15 protein-coding genes, 1 tRNA gene and 2 pseudogenes are annotated in these 24328 nt (G+C 66.4%); 15 read left to right on the forward strand and 3 right to left on the reverse strand.

Annotated elements, in window-relative coordinates:
- Window positions 1-47: 47 nt before the first annotated feature.
- The 9 genes and pseudogenes from EQZ23_RS06165 to EQZ23_RS06200 all read left to right on the forward strand — a co-directional run bounded on the left by EQZ23_RS06165 (window position 48) and on the right by EQZ23_RS06200 (window position 12617).
- Window positions 48-1562, forward strand: coding sequence for a tryptophan halogenase family protein (locus EQZ23_RS06165; RefSeq protein WP_128453471.1), 1515 nt, complete (start codon window positions 48-50; stop codon window positions 1560-1562).
- The gene (locus EQZ23_RS06170; protein ID WP_128453472.1) at window positions 1559-3361 is read left to right on the forward strand and encodes an alpha-amylase family glycosyl hydrolase; all 1803 of its coding nucleotides are present in this window, start codon (window positions 1559-1561) and stop codon (window positions 3359-3361) included. The genes EQZ23_RS06165 and EQZ23_RS06170 overlap by 4 nt, the downstream gene beginning before the upstream one ends.
- Complete coding sequence (locus EQZ23_RS06175) at window positions 3361-4974, forward strand: alpha-amylase family glycosyl hydrolase (protein WP_128453473.1); 1614 nt, start codon at window positions 3361-3363, stop codon at window positions 4972-4974. Before EQZ23_RS06170 ends, EQZ23_RS06175 begins: the two co-directional genes overlap by 1 nt.
- A complete protein-coding gene (locus EQZ23_RS06180; RefSeq protein WP_240663311.1) occupies window positions 4971-6503 on the forward strand; it encodes a tryptophan halogenase family protein in 1533 nt (510 codons plus the stop codon). Before EQZ23_RS06175 ends, EQZ23_RS06180 begins: the two co-directional genes overlap by 4 nt.
- A gap of 149 nt (window positions 6504-6652) precedes the next feature.
- Window positions 6653-8236: pseudogene (locus tag EQZ23_RS06185) on the forward strand (TIM-barrel domain-containing protein); the annotation flags it as partial.
- 45 nt (window positions 8237-8281) lie between these two features.
- On the forward strand, window positions 8282-9001 hold the full coding sequence (locus tag EQZ23_RS20545; RefSeq protein ID WP_346427811.1) for a DUF5110 domain-containing protein: 720 nt from the start codon (window positions 8282-8284) through the stop codon (window positions 8999-9001).
- A 245-nt stretch (window positions 9002-9246) separates the two neighbouring features.
- A complete protein-coding gene (locus EQZ23_RS06190; RefSeq protein WP_240663312.1) occupies window positions 9247-9912 on the forward strand; it encodes a DUF6445 family protein in 666 nt (221 codons plus the stop codon).
- A gap of 103 nt (window positions 9913-10015) precedes the next feature.
- Window positions 10016-11785: an adenylyl cyclase gene (locus EQZ23_RS06195; RefSeq protein WP_240663313.1), complete on the forward strand. Its 1770-nt coding sequence runs from the start codon at window positions 10016-10018 to the stop codon at window positions 11783-11785.
- 13 nt (window positions 11786-11798) lie between these two features.
- Window positions 11799-12617, forward strand: coding sequence for a glycoside hydrolase family 16 protein (locus tag EQZ23_RS06200; RefSeq protein WP_128453476.1), 819 nt, complete (start codon window positions 11799-11801; stop codon window positions 12615-12617).
- Here the strand turns inward: EQZ23_RS06200 and EQZ23_RS06205 are convergent.
- Entirely contained in the window at window positions 12614-13834 is a 1221-nt protein-coding gene (locus tag EQZ23_RS06205; protein ID WP_128453477.1) for an MFS transporter, read from the reverse strand. The two genes, EQZ23_RS06200 and EQZ23_RS06205, sit on opposite strands and share 4 nt — an antisense overlap.
- A gap of 203 nt (window positions 13835-14037) precedes the next feature.
- Between EQZ23_RS06205 and EQZ23_RS06210 the strand changes: the two genes are divergently transcribed.
- The 6 genes from EQZ23_RS06210 (at window position 14038) to EQZ23_RS06235 (ending at window position 23186) form a co-directional block, all read left to right on the forward strand.
- Complete coding sequence (locus EQZ23_RS06210) at window positions 14038-17085, forward strand: TonB-dependent receptor (protein WP_128453478.1); 3048 nt, start codon at window positions 14038-14040, stop codon at window positions 17083-17085.
- A gap of 233 nt (window positions 17086-17318) precedes the next feature.
- Window positions 17319-18869 carry a tryptophan halogenase family protein gene (locus EQZ23_RS06215; RefSeq protein ID WP_128453479.1) on the forward strand — a complete coding sequence of 517 codons (1551 nt, stop codon included), beginning with the start codon at window positions 17319-17321 and terminating at the stop codon, window positions 18867-18869.
- Window positions 18869-19591, forward strand: coding sequence for a SapC family protein (locus EQZ23_RS06220; protein WP_164913390.1), 723 nt, complete (start codon window positions 18869-18871; stop codon window positions 19589-19591). Before EQZ23_RS06215 ends, EQZ23_RS06220 begins: the two co-directional genes overlap by 1 nt.
- Window positions 19584-20615: a cupin-like domain-containing protein gene (locus tag EQZ23_RS06225; protein ID WP_128453480.1), complete on the forward strand. Its 1032-nt coding sequence runs from the start codon at window positions 19584-19586 to the stop codon at window positions 20613-20615. The genes EQZ23_RS06220 and EQZ23_RS06225 overlap by 8 nt, the downstream gene beginning before the upstream one ends.
- Window positions 20612-22126 carry a tryptophan halogenase family protein gene (locus EQZ23_RS06230; RefSeq protein ID WP_128453481.1) on the forward strand — a complete coding sequence of 505 codons (1515 nt, stop codon included), beginning with the start codon at window positions 20612-20614 and terminating at the stop codon, window positions 22124-22126. The genes EQZ23_RS06225 and EQZ23_RS06230 overlap by 4 nt, the downstream gene beginning before the upstream one ends.
- A gap of 10 nt (window positions 22127-22136) precedes the next feature.
- Window positions 22137-23186, forward strand: coding sequence for a substrate-binding domain-containing protein (locus tag EQZ23_RS06235; protein WP_128453482.1), 1050 nt, complete (start codon window positions 22137-22139; stop codon window positions 23184-23186).
- A gap of 103 nt (window positions 23187-23289) precedes the next feature.
- On the opposite strand, the pseudogene EQZ23_RS06240 reads toward EQZ23_RS06235, so the two are convergent.
- A pseudogene (locus EQZ23_RS06240) lies at window positions 23290-24029 on the reverse strand (IS3 family transposase); the annotation flags it as partial.
- Between the two features lie 202 nt (window positions 24030-24231).
- A tRNA-Met gene (locus EQZ23_RS06245) sits at window positions 24232-24308 on the reverse strand.
- Window positions 24309-24328: the final 20 nt, after the last annotated feature.

Below are 24328 nucleotides of genomic sequence, written 5' to 3' on the forward strand. Positions count from 1 at the left end.
AGACCCTGCCGACGGGCACCTGACGGTTTGAAAACGGGACGCAGACTATGGCCGACCACCCCTTGCGCATCGTCATTGCCGGTGGCGGTACCGCCGGCTGGATGGCCGCCGCAACCTTCGCGCGGTTCCTGGAAACGGGCTACGAGATCGACCTGATCGAGTCCGATGCGATCGGCACGGTCGGGGTCGGCGAGGCGACGATTCCGCAGATCCACCTGTTCAACGACGCGCTCGGACTCGACGAGGACGCGTTCCTGCGGGCAACCGGCGGTACGTTCAAGCTCGGCATCGAGTTCGTCGACTGGTTCAAGCCGGGCCATCGCTACATGCACGCGTTCGGCGATGTCGGGCGCGACGTCGGACTGCTGCCCTTCCATCAATATTGGCTGCGTGCGCGGTCGCTCGGGCTGGCCGGCGATCTCGGCGCCTATTCGCTCAACACACACGCGGCTCTTGCCGAGCGGATGCAGCGTGGTGCTGCCCGTACCGCGCGCACGCTGCCGTCGATGCCCTACGCGTATCATTTCGATGCCGGCCTCTACGCGCGCTACCTGCGACGCTATTCGGAAACGCGCGGCGTCAACCGGATCGAGGGCGAGATCGTCCGCGTCACGCGCGACGGCGAGAGCGGCGACGTCTCCGGGCTGGTGCTGGAGAACGGCACGACCGTCGCCGCCGACCTGTATATCGACTGCACCGGCTTTCGCGGGCTGCTGATCGAGGAGGCGTTGGGCACCGGATACGAGGACTGGACGCACTGGTTGCCGTGCGACCGGGCGATCGCGGTACCGTCGGCGCGCAGCGAGGCCTTCACGCCGTACACGCGCTCGACCGCACATACCGCCGGCTGGCAGTGGCGGATCCCGTTGCAGCACCGCACCGGCAACGGCGTCGTGTTCTCCCGCGCCCACATGAGTGAGGACGAAGCGACCGCGACGTTGCTCGCCGGGCTCGACACGCCCGCAATGGCCGATCCGCGGACGATCGCGTTCCGCACCGGCAAGCGCAACCGGATGTGGAACCGCAACGTCGTCGCGCTCGGGCTGGCGGCAGGGTTCATGGAGCCACTGGAATCGACCAGCATCCACCTGATCCAGTCGGCGATCTCGCGGTTGCTGAAGCTGTTGCCGGGGCGCGTCATCGCCGACGCCGACCGGACCGAGTTCAACCGCCAGAGCGACTTCGAATACGAGCGCATCCGCGACTTCATCATCCTGCACTACAAGGCGACCGCGCGCGACGACACGCCGTTCTGGCGCGAGTGCCGCGACATGGCGGTCCCCGACACGCTCGCCGCGAAGATCGAGCTTTGGCGCGGCAACGGCCACATCGTCCGCGAGCATGAGGAGCTGTTCACCGAAGTCGGCTGGCTTCAGGTGCTGGCGGGGCAAGGCATCATACCGGCGGGCCACCATCCATTGGCGGACGCGATTTCCACAAACGATCTGGGCGAATTCATGGACACGATCGACAAGCTGAACGCGCGCGAAGTGGTGCAGATGCAGGACCATGCCGCGTTCGTCGCGCAGCATTGCGCGGCGCCCGCGGGGCTCGGCGCATGAGCATCGCCGCCGCCATCCTGCTCGCCCTGACCGGCCCGGCGACCGTGCCGCTCGCCGATGTCCGCGCGCGCCTGCCGCAGGACGAGGTGATCTATTTCGTCCTGCCCGACCGGTTCGAGAATGCCGACCCGACCAACGATCGCGGCGGGATCGCCGGCGATCGGCTCAAGACCGGCTATGATCCGACCGCCAAGGGTTTCTATCACGGCGGCGACCTGAAGGGCCTGACCAAGCGGCTCGACTATATCCAGCACCTTGGCGCAACCGCGATCTGGCTCGGGCCGATCTTCAAGAACAAGGCTGTGCAGGGCTCGCCGGGCCACGAGTCCGCCGGCTATCACGGCTATTGGATCACCGACTTCACGCAGGTCGATCCGCATCTCGGCACCAATGCCGACATGACCGCCTTCGTCGACGCGGCGCACGCGCGCGGGATGAAGGTGTATATGGACATCATCATCAACCACACCGCAGACGTGATCCAGTACCGCGAATGCTCGGTCGGCATGCCGTGCCCGTATCGCGACCGTGCGGCGTATCCGTACCAGCGCAAGGGCGGCGTCGGTGGCAAGGCGATCAATGGCGGGTTCGTAGGGGACGACGTGCAGACCGCGGCGAACTTCGCCAAGCTGACCGATACGACCTATGCCTACACGCCCTTCGTGCCCGCTGCCGAGCGTACCGTGAAGGTACCGGCGTGGCTGAACGACCCGATCTATTATCATAATCGCGGCGACACGACGTTCATGAACGAGAGCTCGACGATGGGCGATTTCTCGGGACTCGACGATGTGATGACGGAGAACCCGCGCGTCGTGAGCGGCATGATCGACATCTTCGGATCGTGGATCGACCGGTTCAAGGTCGACGGCTTCCGCATCGATACCGCGCGGCACGTGAACCCCGAATTCTGGACGCAGTTCGTGCCGGCGATGCTGACGCGCGCGCAGGCTAACGGCATCCCGAACTTCCACATCTTCGGCGAAGTCTCGGATCACGAGGTTCGCCCCGCCGTGCTCGCCCAGCACACGATCGTCGACAAGCTGCCCGCGGTGCTCGATTTTGCGTTCCGCCAGGCGGTGGTCGAGACGGTCGCGGGTACGCGCGGCACCGATGCGTTCGAAGCGTTGTTCGACGGCGACGTGCTGTATGCGAAGGGCGTCGACACCGCGGCGATCCTGCCGACCTTCACCGGCAACCACGACGATGGCCGCTTCGCGACGTTCGTGCGGAAGGCGTTCCCGCAGGCGTCCGACGAGGAAGTGCTGAAGCGCGTTCTGCTGTCGAACGCGATGCTGCTGACCTTGCGCGGCGTGCCGACGATCTACTCGGGCGACGAGCAGGGCTTCGTCGGCGACGGCAATGATCAGGATGCGCGCGAGGACATGTTCGCGTCGAAGGTCGCGATCTACAACGACAACCGGCTGCTCGGCACGACCAAGACGACCGCGACCGAGAGCTTCGGCGAGACCAATCCGCTGTTCCGCCAGATTGCCGAACTCGCGAAGATCCGCGTTGCGCATCCGGCGCTCACGCGGGGACGTACGCTCCTCCGCAGCCGCAGCGAGACGCCGGGTCTGCTTGCCGTGTCGCGCTTCGATCCGACGACGGGTGCGGAAATCCTGATGGCGTTCAACACCTCCGCCAAGCCGCTCACGCAGGCGGTGCAGGTCGAGATCGGCTCCGCGCGGTTCGCCACGCTTGCCGGTAAATGTGCGCCCCGCGCTGCCGCGCCCGGCAGTGTCACCCTAACCCTGCCCGCGTTCGGCTATGCCGTCTGCGCCGCGGAGACCCGTTGATGCCTCCACGATTGCCTGATGCCGCCGCCAATAGCCCGTGGTGGAAGGGCGCGACGATCTACCAGATCTATCCGCGCAGCTTCGCCGATTCAAACGGCGACGGCATCGGTGACCTGAACGGCATTACCGCGCACCTCGACTATGTCGCGTCGCTCGGCGTCGACGCGGTGTGGCTATCGCCGTTCTTCACCTCGCCGATGAAGGATTTCGGCTATGACGTGTCGGATTACCGCGACGTCGATCCGATCTTCGGCACGCTCGCCGATTTCGACGCGCTGATCGCCCGCGCGCATGCGCTGGGGCTCAAGATCATCATCGACCAGGTCTATTCGCACACCTCGGAAGAGCATGACTGGTTCCGCCAGAGCCGGGCGTCGCGCAGCGGCGACAAGGCGGACTGGTACGTCTGGGCGGATGCCAAGCCCGACGGCACGCCGCCGTCGAACTGGCAGTCGGTGTTCGGCGGCCCGGCCTGGACCTGGGATGCGCGACGCGGCCAATATTACATGCACAATTTCCTGAGGGAGCAGCCGCAGCTCAACGGGCACAACCCCGCGGTGCAGGACGCGCTGATCGCGACAGCGAAATTCTGGCTAGATCGCGGCGTCGACGGCTTCCGGCTCGATGCGATCAACTTTGCGATGCACGACCCCGCGCTGACCGACAATCCGCCCGCGCCCGCAACCAACCGCGCGCGCACGCGGTCGTTCGATTTCCAGATGAAGCTGCACAACCAGAGCCATCCGGACATCGTCGGCTTCATCGAGCGGATTCGGGTACTGCTCGACGACTATGGCGCAGGCTTTACCGTCGCCGAAGTCGGCGGCGACGACAGCGACCGCGAGATGAAGCTGTTCACCGGCGGCAACGGCCGGCTGAACAGCGCGTACGGCTTCGACTTCCTCTACGCCGATCGCCTGACGCCGGAGCTGATCGTCGACGCGGTCGGCAACTGGCCCGATACGCCGGGTGTCGGCTGGCCGAGCTGGGCGTTCGAGAACCACGACGCGCCGCGCGCGATCTCGCGCTGGACGACGCCAGACCAGCGCGATGCGTTCGCGCGGATGAAGATCCTGCTGCTGGTCGCGCTGCGCGGCAACATCTTCCTGTACCAGGGCGAGGAGCTGGGGCTGACGCAGGTCGACATCGCGTTTGACGATCTGCTCGATCCCGAGGCGATCGCCAACTGGCCGCTGACGCTGTCCCGAGACGGCGCGCGCACGCCGATGCCGTGGGTTGGTACGGCGCCCGATCTCGGGTTCGGCAGCACCCGGCCCTGGCTCCCGTTCGGCGAGGATCACCGCGCGATCGCGGTCGATGTGCAGCAGGCGGATGCGACGTCGCTGCTGCACTGGACGCGGACGCTCATCGCCGCGCGGAAAGCGCACCCTGCGCTGCGGCTGGGGAATCTGCGGATCGTGCATAGCGACGACGCGGTGATCGCGTTCGAACGGACGGCTGACGACGGGACGCTGCTCTGCATGTTCAATCTCGGCGACGAACCGCGCGCTTGGCCCGTCGGCATCGCAACCTACGGCGAAACGCTGTTCGCCACCGACGGCGCCGACACGATCATGCTGCCGCCACTGTCCGGTCTGGTCCTGCGGCGGTGATCGACGGGCTCGGCCAGCACATCGTCATCCTCGGCGGCGGCACCGCCGGCTGGATGACTGCGTGCCTGGTCGCGCATCGGTGGAGCGCGCGCGGCGTTCGCGTCACGCTGGTAGAAAGCCCCGAGATCGGCATCGTCGGCGTCGGCGAAGGATCGACGCCGCAGCTGAAGCACTTCTTCGACACGCTCGGCATCGCCGAAGCGGACTGGATGCCGGCGTGCGACGCGACCTACAAGCTGGGGATCGGCTTCGAAGGCTGGTCCGATCGTGCCGGGCATGAGCGCTATTTCCACCCCTTCCCGACTGCGCTCGACGGTCACACCGCACCGCAATTCTTCTACAATGCGCGGGCAAGGCGGACCGGGCGCGACGTCGAGGCGCATCCCGACCGGTTCCTCCTGCCAGCCCGCCTCGCCGCCGAGAGCTGCGCGCCGCAGCCTGCCGCGAACTTCCCGTTCGAGGTCAGCTACGGCTATCATTTCGACGCGTACAAGGTCGGCGCATTCCTGGCCTCGCACGCGACCGGAACGCTGGGCGTCGTCCACCTCCAGCGCCGGATCGCCAGCGTCGAACGTATACCGGCCGGCGAAGTCGTCGCGCTGATCGATACCGCCGGCGATCGCATCGCGGGCGATGTCTTCATCGACGCCAGCGGGTTTCGCAGCACGATCTTCGCAGCGCTGGACGTGCCGTTCGTCAGCTATGCCGACGCGCTGTTCAACGACCGCGCGGTGGTGATGCCGATCGCACATACGCCCGGTGCGCCGATTCCCAGCCAGACGCGCGCGACCGCGCTGTCGGCCGGCTGGGCGTGGCACATCCCGCTCACCAGCCGCATCGGCAACGGCTATGTCTATTCCAGTCGTCACCTGACCGAAGCGCAGGCCGAAGCCGAACTCCGCGCGCATATCGGCGCCGACGCCGGCGAAGCCCGCCACCTCGCTATGCGCGTCGGCCGCGTTCGCGACAGCTGGTCGCACAACGCGCTGGCCGTCGGGCTGGCGCAAGGCTTTCTCGAACCGCTCGAGGCTACCGCGCTGCACCTCGTCATCGCCACCGTCGAGGCGTTCCTCGACGGGGTAGATACGGGCGGCGCGACCGACACGGTCCGCACCGCGTTCAACACGCGCATCGCCGCGCGCTACGACGGCGTCCGCGACTACATCGTCGCGCATTACCGGCTGAACCAGCGCCACGACGACCCGACCGGCTATTGGGCGGAATCGCGTGGCGTCGAGGTGCTGTCGGACGACCTGAAGTTGCTCATGTCCACCTGGTTCACGGGTGGCGACATGGTCGCGGCGATCGATCGCGCCGGGCTCGCCCGCTATTATTCCGCGATCAGCTGGCACTGCCTGTTCGCCGGCTACGGCACTTTCCCCGACGCCGCGCGGTTCCCCCCGCCCGGTGCCGATATCGATCCGGTCGACATACCGAAGATCGCCGATTTCCTAACCCGTTGCGCATCGAATTTCGGGTCGCACGCCTCCCGCCTCCACCAGCTGGCGGACCACAAGGATTACGTATGAAACGCATCGCCCTCCTGCTCGCGGCGACCGCCGCCATCTGCGTCACGCCTGCCTTGGCCCAGACCAGCGTCGTCGCAGCGCCCAAACTGGTCCCGAGCCGCGATGGCGTCGAGGTCCAGGTCGGATCGACGGTTACGCGGATCACCGCGATGACCGACGGGCTCGTGCGCGTCCGCGTCGCCAAGAACGGCGTGTTCCCCGAGGATGCCAGTTGGGCCGTTCCCGCCGCGATCCGCCGCCAGAAGATCGCCGTGACCGCGGCCCCCGACGGCTTCGCCACCGCCAGCGTCCGCGTTCGCGTGGGTGAAGGCGGCGCGATCACCTTCGAGACGCTCGACGGCAAGATCATCTCCGCCGACGCCGCCCCCGTCGCGACAGACGGCAAGGCGTTCGCGATCGCCAAGACGCTGCCGATCAGCGAGCATTTCTACGGCCTCGGCGACAAGACGCAGGGGCTCGACCGCCGCGGCCACGGTTTCGTCGACTGGAACACCGACGCATTCGGGTTCAGCAGCGCGGACGACCCGATCTACAAGTCGATCCCGTTCTTCATCGGTAGCGGTGGCGCGGGCGGCAGCTACGGCATCCTGCTCGACAACACGTATCGCACTTGGTTCGACTTCGGTCACCGCGACGCCGAGACGCTGTCGTTCGGCGGCCCGGACGGCCCGATCGACTATTATTTCCTCGCCGGGCCGTCGATGGCGGAGGTCACGCGGCGCTATGCCGACCTGACCGGCCACGCGCCGCTCGCGCCGAAATGGGCGCTCGGCTATCAGCAGTCGCGCTACAGCTATGGCAGCGCGGACGAGGTTCGCCAGATCGCCGCGCGGCTGCGTAGCGACCGCGTGCCGACCGACGTGATCTGGCTCGACATCGGCTATCAGGATCGCAACCGACCGTTCACCACCGACGCCAAGACCTTCCCCGATCTGCCCAAGCTGGCGACCGAGATGAAGGCGGACGGGATCAAGCTGGTCGCGATCACCGACCTGCACATCGCCGCGGTCGAACAGGGCTATGCGCCGTACAAGAGCGGCATGAAGGCGGATGCGTTCATCTAGAATGCCGATGGGACGCCCTATGTCGCGCCGGTCTGGCCCGGCCCGTCGGTGTTCCCCGATTTCACCAAGACCGCGGCGCGAACCTGGTGGGGCGAACAGTATAAGGGCTTTCTCGACGCCGGGATCGCAGGCTTCTGGAACGACATGAACGAGCCGGCGATCTTCGAGACGCCGACCAAGACGATGCCGCTCGACACGCGCCACCGGATCGACAGCGACGATTTCGCCGCCCGCGTGACGGATCACCGCGAGGCGCACAACGTCTACGGCATGCTCAACACGCGCGCCACGTTCGACGGGCTGCTTAAACTGCGCCCCGACGAGCGGCCGTTCGTGATGACGCGCGCGAGCTATGCCGGTGGACAGCGTTATGCGGTCACCTGGACCGGCGACAACAGCGCGACCTGGGATCATCTCAAGCTGTCGGTGCACCAGATCATCAACCTCGGCCTGTCGGGCTTCGGCTATAGCGCCGCCGACGTCAGCGGGTTTGCGGGTGGGCCGAGCCCCGACCTGCTCACGCGCTGGACCGAGATCGGCGCGTTCACGCCGGTGTTCCGCAACCATTCGGCGACCGGCACGCCGCGCGTCGAGCCCTGGGTCGACGGCCCCGACCATCTCGCGATCCGCCGCCGCTTCATCGAGGAGCGCTATCGGCTGATGCCGTATTTCTACGCGCTGGCGGACCAGAATGCGCGGTTCGGCGATCCGATCATGCGCCCGGTATTTTACGATTACCCGGCCGCCGCGACCGCGTCGTGCGACCAGTCGATGGCGTTCACGCTCGGCAAGTCGCTGCTGATCGCACCGCCGCCCAAGCCGGAATCACCGCAGACCTATGACGTCTGCCTGCCCGCGGGTGGCTGGTATGATTACTGGACAGGACAGCGCGTCGGCACGCCCGAGCCTGCCGCCGCCGGTCCGATCCAGTCGGCGACGCAGGCGGTACCGACCGCGCGCTCGCTCGGCGACCGCGTGACCGAAACGCCGCGGCTCGATCACCTGCCCGTGTTCGTTCGCGCCGGCACGATCCTGCCTCGCCAGCCGCTGGTCCAGAGCACCAGCGAAACGCCGAACGGTCCGCTGCGCCTCGACGTCTATCCCGGCGCGGATTGCATGGGGACGCTCTACGAGGATGACGGCCGTACGCTGGCGTACACCCGCCGCGGCTATTTTCGCCAGACGGTGCGCTGCACGATCACGCCGACCGGCCTGTCGATCGACTTCGCCAAGCCCGAGGGTGGCTTCAAGCCCTGGTGGAAGTCGATCACCGTCACGGTCCACAACTGGACCGGCACCGGTGCGGCGACGGTAAGGGGCAAGCGCGTTGCGGCCATGCAGGATGGCGCGGCAGGCTCGGCGACGATCGCCGTTCCCGCGCAGAACGCCGCTGGCACGATCGTTGTCGAGGGGCGTCAATCGACTGCGGGATAGGCGCGCCAAGGGGGTCAGCCACGGATCCGATCTCGACTGGATCCGTGGCGTGCGGCGTCCGTATCGGCATCGGGCAGACCGGACGCATTTCGCCTTGCAGCGCGTTCGTGCCGGCGGCACATCACGATCCTCAAACCGCGCGATGAGCGATTATGCGCGTCGGCAGGAGTTCACCGGACTCGGTTGAAGACTTTGCGCCGGCCCCGTGGCATTCCGCCGGGAATGGGCGACCGACAGTCATGACAATGCAGAGCATCACCCGGCAGCGTATCGGCAACGAGGCGGAACCGCTGATCGTCATCGACGGCTTCGCCAGTGACCCAGACGCGTTGCGCGGCGCAGCGGCACAAGTCCCGTTTGGACCCGCGGGCGCACATTATCCCGGGATGTGCGCTCAAATTCCGGAGTCCTATCTGCAGGACCAGCTTCCCGTCGTCGCACGCGGCCTGGGACGAGAATTCGGGTCGTGCCGCCGTATCCGCGTCGTCGATGCGCAATTCTCGATCGTGACGATCTCTCCCGGCGCGCTCGAGATTCGGCAGCGCGTGCCGCACGTCGATGCCTATGGCCGCGACCGGATCGCGCTCATCCACTATCTTTCGCCCACCCACCGCGATGGCACCGCGTTCTTCCGGCATCGCGCAACCGGGTTCGAGACGATCGACGAAACACGCGCGCCAGAATTCTTCGCGCGGCTCGGCAGCGAAGTCGAGGCGATGCCACCCGAGGGATACATCGCCGAAGATAGCGCGCTGTTCGAACGCACAGCGCTGGTCGAAGCGGACTATAATCGCGCCTTGCTCTATCGAAGCTACGTCCTGCACAGCGGCGCCATCGCGCGGGACGCGATACTCTCGGCGGACCCGGCGCTGGGGCGACTGACGGTAACCGCGTTCCTCGCGATCGAATGAGGCGGTTGAGGTCAGGGTGCACCTGACGTACTCCGGTCGAGCTACCGGATCGGGTCCGCACCGCGCGGCGACGGTTCCGGAGTAGGTGTCGGGGAGGCCGGGTTTGAACCATACGCGTCGGGCGGTGCTCGAAGGACTCGGCGGAACGGGTCTCGCAGCCGCGTTGTCGATGTCCTTCGCAACGGCAGCCAGAGCCGAAGCGACACCGGATTTCGGCCCCAACGTCTTCATCGTCGATCCCGATATGCCCGCCGCCACCGTACAGGCCCGCGTCAATGCCATCTTCGGCGAACAGGAACGCGCGCACTTTACCGACGCGCGCCACGCGATCCTGTTCATGCCGGGCCGGCACGCGGTCGACGTCAACGTCGGGTTCTTCACGCAGGTCGCCGGGCTCGGCCGCTTGCCGGGCGACGTGGTCATCGATGGCCATGTCCATGCCGAAGCCGACTGGGCGAACGGCATGGCGCTGGTCAATTTCTGGCGCGGCGTCGAGAACCTGTCGATACGCCCCGCCGATGGTGCGGACCGCTGGGCGGTATCTCAGGCCGCGCCCTATCGCCGCGTGCATCTGCGCGGCGATCTCGCGCTCGACGATGGTGGCTGGTCGAGCGGTGGCTTCATGGCGGATTGCCGGATCGACGGCACGGTGCGCTCGGGCACGCAGCAGCAATGGTTCACGCGCAACAGCCGCATCGACGGCTGGCAGGGCGCGAACTGGAACATGATGTTCACCGGCGTCGCGGGCGCACCGAAGACCAGCTTTCCCCGACCGCCCTATACAAGCCTGCCAACCGTGCCCGTGATCCGCGAGAAGCCGTTCCTCCACGTCACCCGCGCCGGCAAATGGGCGGTTTTCGTGCCCGCCGTCCGTCACGACGCACGCGGGACGAGTTGGGCCGAGGGCGCGCCCGCGGGCAGATCCATTGCCCTGTCACGGTTCCTGATCGCTCACCCCGATACCCCGATCGCCGCGATCAATGCGGCTCTGGCGCTCGGGAAGCATCTTTTGCTTACGCCGGGCATCTACCGGATCCGCGAGCCATTACGGATCGCGCATGCGGACACCGTGGTACTCGGCCTGGGCCTTGCGACTCTTCTTGCCGAGCAGGGCTCCGCTGCGATCGTCGTCGCGGACGTCTCGGGTGTCACGATCGCCGGTCTCCTGATCGACGCCGGGCCGGTCGAAACGCCCGTACTCGTCCAGATCGGCCCCCGAGATTCGAAGCGCGATCACAGCCGCAACCCGACCCTGCTCGCCGACCTGTTCTTCCGGGTCGGCGGCGCGACCATCGGCAAGACGCAGACCTGCCTGGAGATCAACAGCCACCATGCGATCGGCGATCATCTGTGGATCTGGCGCGCCGATCACGGCGATAAAGAGGCCGGCGATCGAGGGGGGGGCCGCGTGCATGTCGGCTGGACCGAGAGCACGGCCGACCAGGGCCTGATCGTCAACGGCGACGACGTGACAATCCACGGCCTGTTCGTCGAACATTTCCAGAAATACCAGGTCATCTGGAACGGCGAACGCGGCCGCACCTATTTCTACCAGTGCGAACTCCCCTACGATCCGCCAAGCCAGGCGGCCTATATGGCAGGAGCGACGCGAGGCTGGGCTGCGTACAAGGTCGCGGATACCGTTACGACCCACGAGGCGACCGGCCTCGGCATCTACGCCAACTTCACCGCCGACCCCTCGATCGTGCTGGAAAGTGCGATCGAGGCACCACGGCGACCGGGCGTTCGCTTTGCCAGCATCACGACGATCTCGCTCGGCACCGGCAAGGGTACGATCGCGCATCTGGTCAACGGAGTGGGCGCCGCCGCACGACCGGGTGCCGTTCGCCAGACCCAGACACGCTATCCATGACAAGGCCGATCCGATGATCCTGCTGATACTCGCCGCACAAGCCGCAACATTGGGCGCGACCAACTATAGCGTCGACGCACCCATGCCCGCGCCAAAGGACGAACCGAGCTTTGCCGACGAGTTCGACGGCAAGGCGATCGACCAAGCCAAATGGCGCTTCGACGTGTCGCGCAATGCCGAGGGCTGGTATAATGACGAACGGCAATATTACGCGAAGGACCGCGCCGAGAATGCGCGGATCGAGGACGGCGCGCTGGTGATCGAGGCGCGGCGCGAGAGGTTGGACAAGACGCGGTTCGCCGATTGGGGCGGTCAGGCCTATACCTCCGCCAAGCTCGTCTCGCGCGAGCCGCGGGGATATGGCTTTTACGAGGTCCGGGCGAAATTGCCGTGCGGGCGCGGCAGTTGGCCGGCGATCTGGCTGCTACCTTCGGGCGGAAAATGGCCCGACGAAGGCGAGATCGATATCATGGAGATGGTCGGGTGGAACCCGGGAACGGTCCACGCGACGCTGCATACCGGCGCGTTCAATCATGCCAAGGGCACGCAGCGCGGCGCCGAGACCCGCGTTGCGACGGCGTGCACGGCGTATCATCGCTATCAGCTGGACTGGCGCGCCGATACGATCACCATCGGCGTCGATGGCCGCGCGATCATGCGCGTCGCCAACGACCAGCCCGGCGGCAAGGCTGCATGGCCGTTCACGCGGCCCTACAACCTGATCCTCAACCTCGCGGTGGGCGGCGATTGGGGCGGCCAGAAGGGGATCGACGACGCCGCATTCCCGCAGCGCATGGCGGTCGATTACGTGCGCTACTGGCGGCCGCGCTAACGCCGACCGCGTGCGGCCAGGATGATCCCCCCGCCGCACAGCGTCAGCGCAGCCAGTACCAGCATCACCGCATCGAAATCGGTCGGCGTCGCGAGCGCCCACGTCAGCGTCGGCCCGAGCAGGCCCGGCAGCGTGTTGGTCAGGTTCAGCAACCCCAGGTCGCGCCCCCGGTGGAGAGGGTTCGGCAGCAACTGCATCGCGAACGACGCGTGCAGCGCGAGAAACACCGACGCGCCCGTCGTGTAGATGCAGAACGCGACGGCGCCGCCCTCGAAACTCTGCGCGACGGCCATTCCAACAAGGCCTGCCGCCGCGACGATCGTGGCTGCGAAAAGCAACGGCTTGGTGCGCCCAGACCGATCCGCGAACCGGCCGATCACCACCGCGATCGGCAGCGGCAGCGTGTACGCAACGAGCATTACCGTTCCCATCCGCGCCGCGATCGTGACCGGCGCCAGCGTCGGCGCGACGCTTTCCAGATAGTAGAAGAGGTAGACGAACAGCGCGCTGCCCGCGACCTGGACGAACAGGCGCGCGGTCCAAGCGAGCGCAAGGTCGCGGCGGAGTACGGCCTTCATCGGCGAGGTCGGATCGATCCGCGCCACCGGCCGCGGCGTGGTCAGCAATAACGGCACGATGCCGCAGGCCATTACGAGCGGCACGATGGTCAGGCGCGCCGTTTCACCCAGGCCGGTCGCCGCGAGCAACACCGCCGTCAGCGCCGACGCCACGGGGTTCGCCATCGCCAGCAATCCGCCGGCCACGCCCTTTTGCGCATCGGGCACTTCGTCGGCCATGATCGCGAGCAGGGGCGCCAGCACCGCGTTCACCGCGACCTGGAACGCGACCACCGCGAGGATCAGTTCGGCCGGCGTCGCGGCAATGGCCATCGCCGCATAGGCTATCGCGGTGGCGATCACACCACCGCCCAACCATCCCCGGCGCCCCCTGCCCCGTTCGACGGCGCGATCGCTGAGCCATCCGAACGCGATGTTCGACACGCTTGCCGCTACTGCCCCTGCAACGACGATCGCGGTGAGGGTGCCCAGCCGGTCTGTGCCCGCGACCATGTCGACCTTGATCGGCAGCAGCAGTGTCAGCAACGGGAGATAGCCGACGACTCCGCCAGCATAGGCGAGCGCGAAGATCAGCAGGAAGACGGTCGAGCGACGGTCGGAGCTGCGCGCGGAAAAGCGGGAAGCGGGAGGGCGCGCCATGTCTATCTCTAAGCCGCCCGAGCCGGGACAGGCAACTGCCCCGCGGGGGCAATGCGGCTGTTGCGTCATAGCCACTATCGACAGCCAAATTTTGAGAACGTTCACAACTGTAGCGCTACCGCGCTTGACACAGTGTTACGAAATGCGAAGTGAACGTTCACGGGAAGGCGCAGGTCATAGCGCCGTCACAGGGGAGGATTACCATGCGTGGCTTCGCAGCTCGCTCGCTTTCGCGGTTTGTCATCGGCACTTCGGCACTGGCGCTCGTCGGTCTGCCGGGTATCGCCTGGGCGCAGGACGCCGCCGCCACGGTCGGCAATCCCGGCCCGTCGGACATCGCCCCGCAGGCCACCCCCGCCGATCCGAACGAGACCACCGACGACATCGTCGTGACCGGCATCCGCGCATCGCTGCGCGAGGCGATCGATATCAAGCGCAACGGCCAGGGCGTCGTCGACGCGATTTCGTCGGAAGATATCGGCAAGTTCCCCGACACCAACCTCGCCGAGTCGTTGCAGCGCATCACCGGCGTGTCGATCGACCGCTCGAACGGCGAAGGCTCGACCGTCACCGTCCGCGGCTTCGGTCCCGAATATAACCTCGTCACGCTGAACGGTCGCCAGATGCCGACCTCGACGCTTGGCGACGGCGCCAGCGCACCCGCCTCGCGCTCGTTCGACTTCGCCAACCTCGCCTCCGAAGGCGTCGCCGCGGTCGAGGTCTACAAGACCGGCCGCGCTGCAGTCCCGTCGGGCGGCATCGGCTCGTCGATCAACATCCGCACCCCCCGCCCGCTCGACAAGCCGGGCACGCGCGGCAGCATCGCCGCCAAGGGCGTGCTCGACAGCTCGCGCAACGGCAAGGACCCGATCACGCCGGAAGTGTCGGGCATCCTGTCCACCACCTTCGCCGATGACCGGATCGGCGTGCTGTTCAGCGGCTCTTACCAGCGTCGCAAGGCGAGCAACAATTCCTCGGGTGTCGGCTTCCGCGACGGGTTCCTCGGCGCCGAGAACAACTGGGGCACGCTCGCACAGCCGGGTACGCCGGGCGCCGCGAACATCACCAATCGCCCCGGCCCGACCGACGTCTACGAGATCCCGCAGAGCGCGAACTACAACGTCGTCGACATCGACCGCGAGCGCATCAACGGCCAGCTCGTGTTGCAGGCCAAGCCGACCGACACGCTGACCGCGACGCTCGACTTCACCTATTCGAGCAACAAGGTCGAGGTGCGCGACAGCAGCGTCGGGATCTGGTTCAACTTCGGCGATACGCGCAGCGCGTGGACCGACGGCCCCTCGGCCGGCCCGCTTTTCTACGCGGAGAATTTCGCGCCCGGCAAGGATCTGTCGTACAGCAGCGCGCTCAGCGCCAACAAGTCCGAGAACAAGTCGCTCGGCGGCAACCTGACTTGGGAAGCGCCCGGCAACGTCACGATGTCGCTCGACGCGCACCACTCGACCGCCGTCTCCAAGCCGACCAACGATTACGGCAGCAGCACGTCGATCGGTGGCGCGATCTTCGGCGTGCAATCACAGACGCTCAATTTCGAGAACGACCTGCCGATCATCTCGTACCAGATGTATCCGGGTATCGACCCGCTCAACGCGTCGCTGATCACGCCGACCGGCAACGCCTTCCGCAACGCCTTTTTCAAGGACGAGATCAACCAGCTGCAGCTGAAGGGTCATTACGATCACGACGGCGACTTCCTGAGCAGCATCGACTGGGGCTTCTCCTATGTCGATAACAAGGTGCGCTCGGCCTACGGCTTCATCCAGAACGAGACCTGGGGTGGCATCGACCCGCGCGGCGCGTCGTTCGGCGCGGCCGCAGTACCCGACGATTTCTTCACGCTCACCAGCCTGCCCGACAAGTTCAAGGGCGTAGCCGGTTCGAACGACCCTGCGCTGCCGCCATCGATCTACACGTTCAAGTTCGAGCAGGTGGCCGAGCTGCTGCGCTCGCAATATGGTATCTGCAGCGCCCCGCAGACGGGTGTCGCGGCCCCCGGCACCTGCCTCGCCAACTACACCAACGATCGCCGCATCCGCGAACAGACGATCTCGCCGTACATCCAGTTCAACACGAAATTCACCGTGTTCGACATGTCGGCGCACATCATCGGCGGCGTCCGCTACGACGAAACGCAGGTGAACTCGTCGGCGCTGGTGCCGATCCCGAACGGCACGCGCTGGACGGGCGCGAACGAATTCGCGCTCACCTACGGGGCCAATTCGTTCACCTCGCTGAAGGGCAAATATAACAACTGGTTGCCCGCGGTCGATTTCGACATCGAACCGCTCCGCAACGTCAAGCTGCGCGCCTCGTACAGCCATACCATCACGCGCGCGGATTACGGCAGCCTGCAGGGCGGCCTGAACATCGACTCCAACCCGCGCATCGGCGGCGGCACCGGCAGCCAGGGCAACCCGAACCTGCTGCCCTTCAAGTCGAAGAACATCGATCTGTCGGCAGAATGGTATTACGGCCCCGAAAGCTACATTTCGGCCGGGTACTTCAACAAGGACGTGAAGAACTTCATCGGCACGAACCAGCTGAACACGCCCGCATTCAACCTCCGCAACCCGGGCTCGGGCCCACGCTATCGCCAGGCGGTGGCAGCACTCGGCACGACCGACAATCTGCAGGTGCGCGATTACATCCTGCGCAACTTCCCGACCTCGTCGCAGGTCACTGGCACCAGCGATTCCGGCCTGCTGAACGGCAACATCTTCGGCCTGCCCGAAGACGATTTGTTCAACTTCCAGCTCAGCCAGCCGTTCAACAGCGACCAGACGGCAAACATCAACGGCTGGGAATTCGCGATCCAGCACCGGCTGTGGGAAACCGGGCTCGGCGTCATCCTGAACTACACGATCGTCAATGGCGACGCCAAATACGACAACACGGTCGATCCGAATGTCGGCCAGTTCGCACTGACCGGGCTGAGCGACAGCGCCAACGCGGTCGCTTATTACGACAAGAACGGACTCCAGGCGCGTGTCGCGTACAACTGGCGCGGCGAGTTCTATGCGGGTGGTGCGTTCGACCCGACCTATGTCGAGGCGTACGGTCAGATCGATGCGAGCGCGAGCGCGGAGCTGAAGAAGGGGCTGGCGGTGTTCGTCGAGGCGATCAACCTCACCGGCCAAGGTCGCCGCGGTCATCGTCGCTCGGACAATTTCGTCACCTTCGCGCAGCCCGGCTTTGCGCGCTACTCGGCGGGCATGCGCTTCACCTTCTGAGAAGGCATATCTTCCCCCGCCAAGGGGGGGTGGCAGGCGCCAGCCTGACGGAGGGGGAGGAAATGATAACGATCGTTCCGTGTCCGCCCCCTCCGTCGCCTAAGGCGCCACCTCCCCCTGGCGGGGGAGGATCGGGTGTCTTGAGGCGCCGCTCTAGCGTCATCCTGACTTTCATCAGGATGACGGGTTAAGCTACGGTCAGTGCACGCGTTTAAGGAAACAGGCAGCAGACGATGGACGAGCCGATCGCCAACATCGTGATCGTCGGCGGCGGCACCGCCGGCTGGCTCGCCGCCTGCCTGATCGCCGCGCGGGCCGATCCCGGCGCCGCCCGACCGATCCGCGTCACGCTGGTGGAATCCCCCGACGTCGCGACCATCGGAGTCGGCGAAGGCACCTGGCCGACGATGCGCCGGACGCTCGAACGGATCGGCATCACCGAGACCGACTTCCTGCTGGCCTGCGACGCCGCGTTCAAACAGGGCTCGCGCTTCGATGGCTGGCGGACGGGCTCGACCGACGACAGCTATTTCCACCCCTTCACCGCGCCGGTCGAGGGCGACCCGCGCGACATCGTCGCGGCCTGGGCCGAGCACGGCGACCGGTTCGCTGACTCGGTCGGTGCGCAGGCCGAACTCTGCCGCCAGCACCTCGCACCCCGGCAACGCGTGATGCCCGATTATGCCGGCACGCAGAATTACGCGTACCATCTGGATGCCGGAAAGCTCGCCGCGCTGCTCATGCGCCATGCGACCGAGCGGCTGGGCGTGCGCCATGTCCGCGATCACGTCATCGGGATCGATGCGACCGAGGACGGCGACATCGCCGCGGTCCGCACGCGCGCGTCGGGCGCGATTCCCGGCGACCTGTTCCTCGACTGCACCGGCCACGCCGGGCTGCTGATCGGCGCGCATTACGGCGTCGCGACCGTCGATCGCGGCGGCGAACTGTTCAACGACCGTGCGCTGGCGGTGCAGATGCCGGTCGCGCCCGACAGCGCGATCGCCTCGCAGACCAACGCCGCCGCGCATGCAGCGGGCTGGATCTGGGACATCGGCCTGCCGACCCGGCGCGGCATCGGCTGCGTCTATTCATCCGCACATCTGAGTGACGATGCGGCGGCAGACACGCTGACCCGCTACCTGCGCGCCACCGCGCCGGACGCGCCAACGCCGTCGTTCCGCCAACTCCAGTTCCGATCGCGCCACCGCGAACGCTTCTGGCACCGCAATTGCCTAGCGGTCGGGCTCTCCGCCGGCTTCCTCGAACCGCTCGAAGCGTCGGCGATCGTGCTGATCGAACTGTCGCTCGACGCGCTGCTCGACAACTTCCCCGCCACCCGCGGCACGATGGATATCCACGCCGACCGCTTCAACACGCTGTTCCGCTATCGCTGGGACCGGATCGTCGAGTTCCTGAAGCTGCATTACGTACTGAGCGAACGCGACGAACCCTATTGGCGCGACCACCGCGATCGGGCGTCGATCCCGCCGCGGCTGGCCGACTTGCTGCAACTCTGGCGCCACCAGCCGCCGTCGCGCGCCGATTTTCCGATGATCGACGAGGTCTTTCCCGCCGCCAGCTATCAGTATGTCCTGTACGGGATGGGGTTCCCCGCCCCGCCCCGCGGACCGATCGCCACCGCCGACCGGTCGCGCACGAACGGCTTGCTGGCGAAGGTCGATCAGCGCAGGCGTATGCTGACCGCTGGCCTGCCGACCAATCGCGCCTATCTCGATGCCCTGCGGCATGCCACCCTGCCCGCCATGGAACCGATATCCTGATGCCCGACCACGCCATCCTCACCGCCGACGACCACCGCGACCTGCGGATCCGCACCGACCGCGCGCCCGAACTGGGCGACGGACTCATGGCGTGCATCACCGTCCCGAGCGAGTTCCGCCGCGTCCAGACCGACTATCCCATCCTGTTCCAGCGCGATCCGGCGCAGGGCAGCGTCACCGCCGTCGCGCTGTTCGGGTTCGAGGAAGGCGAGAATCTGTTCCTCGCCGATGGCCGCTGGGACGCGCGCTATCGCCCGCTCGCGATCGACAGCCAGCCCTTCCTCGTCGGCCGCGGCGCCGACGGCTCGGACGTGCGGCAAGTGCATATCGACATGGCCAGCCCGCGGATCGCCGGGGACAGCGGCGAAGGCATGCGGGTGTTCGACGATACCGGCCGCCCGACGCCGTATCTCGAACGGATTGCCGACCAGCTCCGCGCGCTCGACACCGACTTCGTGGCCTCCGCCGATTTCTTCGCGGCGTTGCAGCGGTATGATCTGCTCGAACCGCTGACGCTGGACGTCACGCTCGACGACGGCGCAAAGAACCGGCTGGTCGGATTCCACGTGATCGACGAGGATCGGCTGGTCGCGCTCGACGACGCTGCGGTCGCGGACCTGCATGCGGGCGGCCATCTGATGCCGATCTTCATGGCGCTCGCCGCGCTCGGCAACATCGGCGCGCTGATCGCGCGCAAGAACCGCCGGATCGCACATGGCTGAGGCCAGACCTGGCATCTTCGCGCAGATGGCAGACGTTCGCGAAGTCACGGTCGACGGCCCCGCCGAGCTCGACGTCCGACTGCGCGAGGCGACGACGCCGTTCGTCGTGCGCGGGCTGATCGCCGACTGGCCGATGGTGCAGGCCGGGCGCCGATCGTCACGGGCGGCGCGCGACTATATCCAGCGCCATGCGCGCGACCTGCCCTTCGCAGTCTCGGTCGGCACGCCGGACAGCGGCGGGCGGCTGTTCTACGACGACGCGCACGCGATGAACTTCCAGATGCTGCGCGCGAAATTGCCCGAGATCTTCGCGCGGATCGACGCGAACGAAGGCGCGGCAGACGCGCACGCGATCTATCTCGCCTCGATCGATATGCATCAGTTCTTCACCGGGCTGCACGAGGCGAACCATGTCGATCTGGGCGCGCGGACGCCGCTCGCCAGCATCTGGATGGGCACGCCGACACGCATCGCGGCGCATAACGACGTGCCCGACAATCTGGCCTGCGTCGCGGTCGGCCGACGGCGCTTCACGGTGTTTCCGCGCGACCAGTTCAGCAACCTGTATCTCGGGCCGGTCGACAACACGCCGGCAGGCCGCGCGGTCAGCATGGTCGATTTCCACGATCCGGATTACGCCACACACCCGCGGTTCCGCGAGGCGCTGGCGCATGCGCAGGTCGCCGAGCTCGAGGCGGGCGATGCGCTCTACATCCCGGCGATGTGGTGGCATCATGTCGAGGGGCTGTCCGACTTCAACGTGCTGGTGAATTACTGGTGGCGCGAAAGCCCGCGCTGGCTCGGCCAGCCGCAGGATGCGCTCAACCACGCGATGCTGGCGATCCGCGACCTGCCCGCCGACGAGAAGCAGCATTGGCGCGAGATGTTCGACCATTATGTCTTTTCGAACGGCCCCGAGGTCGTCGCGCACATTCCCGAATCTGCGCGTGGCGTGCTCGCACCGTTGACCCCCGACAGCGCCGGCCGCCTCCGCGCCTTCCTCCTGAGAGCCCTCAGCCGATGACAGACAACCGTATCCGCCGCGTCGTGATCGCGGGCGGCGGCACCGCCGGCTGGATGGCCGCCGCCGCGATCGCCCGCACGATGGGGAGCTTGATCGACCTCACGCTTGTGGAGTCCGACGCGATCGGCACCGTCGGCGTCGGGGAATCGACGATCCCACCGATGATCACCTTCAACCGCCTGCTCGGCATCAACGAAGCCGAGTTCATGCGCGAGACGCAGGCGACGTTCAAACTCGGCATCCTGTTCGACGACTGGAAAGTCCGCGGCGAGCGCTATTTCCACTCGTTCGGGATCACCGGCAAGGACCACTGGTCCGCCGGCTTCCAGCATTTCTGGCTCCACGGCCTGACCAAGGGCCATGACCAGCCGTACGACGATTACTGCCTCGAACTGCGCGCCGCGTTGCAGGGCAAGTTCGCGCATCTGCCCGACGACCGTATGAACTATGCGTATCAGCTCGATTCGACGCGCTACGCGAAATATCTGCGCGGGATGGCCGAAGCCGACGGCACGCGCCGTCTCGAGGGCAAGATCGCACAGGTCGAACTGGACAGCGAGAGCGGCGACATCGCCGCGCTGGTGCTCGAGTCCGGCGCGCGGATCGAGGGCGACCTGTTCCTCGACTGCACCGGCTTTCGCGCGCTGCTGATCGAGGGCGCGCTGCATGCCGGGTTCGACGACTGGACGCATTATTTGCCGTGCGATTCCGCGATCGCGATCCAGACCGAGAGCGTGCGCCCGGCGCTCCCCTACACCCGCGCGATGGCGCATGATGCGGGGTGGCAGTGGCGCATTCCGCTCCAGCATCGCACCGGCAACGGTCTGGTCTATTGCAGCCGCTATCTCGACCGCGATGCCGCGCTAGACCGGCTGCTCGGCAATATCGAGGGCAAGACGCTCACCGAGCCGAACATGATCCGTTTCGTCACGGGCGCGCGGCGCCAGCAATGGCATCGCAACTGCATCGCGATCGGCCTGTCGGGCGGGTTCATGGAGCCGCTCGAATCGACCAGCATCCACCTGATCCAGCGCGCCGTGCTGCGGTTGCTGCGGCTGTTCCCGTCGGGTGCGGTCAGTCCGCGCGATGTCGCCGAGTTCAACGACCAGCAGCATACCGACATGCTGCAGATCCGCGATTTCCTGATCCTGCACTACAAGGCGACCGAGCGCCGCGACAGCGCGTTCTGGCGGCACTGCGCGGCGATGCCGATCCCGGAGTCGCTCGAACAGAAGATCGAGCTGTTCCGCGAGACGGGCCGCGTGTTCCGCAAGAACGAGGAGCTGTTCGCGGAGAATAGCTGGGTGCAGGTGATGCTCGGCCAGGGGATCGTGCCGCAAAGCTATCATCCGATCGCGACCAAGCTGCGCGACGAAGAACTGGCGAGGCTGCTGGGGGGCCTGCGCGAGAATACCAACGCGACCGTCGCCGGGCTGCCCGAGCATGCCGCCTATGTATCGCGCTACTGCGCACCAGCCCGCCCAGTTCCTGCCCACTCGGCCGCAGCCTGAGCTGATCAGGATGGCAAGACGACGTCAGGCGGTGACGATCAAGCATGTCGCGGCGGATGCGGGCGTTTCGCTCCAGACCGTCAGCCGCGTGGTGAACAAGGAAACAGGCGTCCGGCCCGAGATGATGGCCCGCGTCCAGGCGTCGATCGACAAGCTCGGCTATGTCCCGTCGATCGCGGCGCAGCGCATGGGCGGCTCGCGCTCCTACCTGATCCTCGCGCTCAACGACCGCGAGCGGACCATCGCCGACTGGCGCGCGCGGCAGGGCACCGACTGGTTCGACCAGATGATGCTGGGCGGAATGCTGACCTGCGCCGAGCATGGCTATCGGCTGATCGTCGAGCTGGTCGATACGCATAGCGACCATATCGAGCGCGAGCTGATGGCGGCGATCGCCGCGTTGCAGCCCGACGGCGTGATCCTGACGCCGCCGCATTCGGGCAATCCGCTGATCATCAACCTGCTCGAGGCGCAGGGGATCAGCTTCGCACGGATCGGCTCGCTGACCGAAGGGCCCGGCATCCGGTTGATCATGGACGACACGCGGGCCGCACGGATCGCCACCGAGCATCTGCTCGAACTCGGTCACACGCGGATCGGCTTCATCGCCGGCCCCGCGGAGTATGAACTGAGCGCGTGGCGGGTCGATGGCTGGCGCGCGGCGATGGCCTCGGCGGGATTGGCGGCGGACGACCTGCTCGCGGTCGGCGATTTCAGCCACGCCTCCGGCCGCGCCGCCGCTGCGCATCTATTGGCATTGCGCGACCCGCCGACCGCGATCATCGCGAGCAATGATCAGATGACGCTAGCGACGCTCGAACTGGCGCGCGAGTGGGGCCTCGCCGTCCCCGACGACCTGTCGCTGATCAGCTTCGACGACACCCCGATCATCCGCCTGGCGCATCCGTCGCTCACCGCCATCGTCCAGCCGATCGCCGAAGTCACCGCGCAGGCCGTCAATCTGATCATCGCCGACCTCGGCGCGCGTCTGACGAACGCTACCCCCATCACGGTGCCGGCGATGCTCACGCTTCGCAACTCAACTTCGCCGTCGCGATAGCGTTGTGACGTGACCCCAGTCTTTCATCCAGCGGCAACCAGAGACCGACCGGTGTTTGAGGGTCCCCGGATTTCTCATCCAACCTGGGGTGGGTTTCCGGCGTTCATTCGGCCGCCTTGGCGGCCGCTGCAGCAGCATATTCGACCGGCGTTATCCAGCCAAGCGATGTGGGAGGACGGCTCTCGTTATCGTCCCGCCGCCAGGCCTCGACCGTGGCTCGGGCGTCGGTGATGGACAGGAACCAGTGGGGCGTTCAGGCACCCATCGCGAAGCCGACCGTTGAACGATTCCACGAAGGCATTGTCGGTGGGCCCTTCGACAAGCTCAGGAGAGCCTTGCCCGGTCGGCTGAAGTCCAGCGTCACGCCGTTCTCATACGCCCAGCGGTCGAGTGCCTTCGAAATGAACTCCGGACCATTGTCCACGCGAATGGTCTTGGGCGCGCCGTGGATCGACGAGATCCGTGCCATCGCTTCGCCGCCCCGCTCGCCCTTGATGCCCTGGTCGACGTCGATCGCCAGCGCTTCGCGGGTGAAGGTGTCGACCACGGTCAGCGCTCGTAACCGCCGGCCGTCGAACAAGCCTGTCCTGAGCTTGTCGAAGGGGCGTCCGAGACGAAATCCAGCGACCACGTCTCGTTCGCGGCCAGTGCCGCAGGTTGGCGTTCGCGGTTGGTAGCGCTGACGTTGCGTCTTGGCGTCTTGAGCCGAAGGCTCAGTCCATCATTCCGATAGAGCCGGTAGACGCGTTTATGGTTCACGTCCCACCCTTCCCGGCGCAGCAGGATGTAGATCCGGAAATAGCCATAGCGCGTCCGTGTTGCCGCCAAATCACGGATGCGCATCACCCGCGGTATTTCCAGCTCTTTGCCCGAAGGCTTCACAAGGCCGGAAAACTCTCGCTCAAAATGGACTAAAAACAGGGGGGACGTCACGGGATATGGCTGGCTAGCCATCAATAAGTGCTGTCGAATGCCGCCGCCGGAACGCATAAAGTCCCCGGAGCTGTTGCTACGGGGTTTTGCGGTTGTGGTGATGTATTGGAGCTGGTTGCGGGGACAGGATTTGAACCTGTGACCTTCAGGTTATGAGCCTGACGAGCTACCGGGCTGCTCCACCCCGCGACGGTCCGGCTGTGCGGACG

Origin of the sequence: Sphingomonas sp. UV9 (assembly GCF_004101245.1) — a bacterium.
In the GTDB taxonomy this organism is placed as follows: domain Bacteria; phylum Pseudomonadota; class Alphaproteobacteria; order Sphingomonadales; family Sphingomonadaceae; genus Sphingomonas.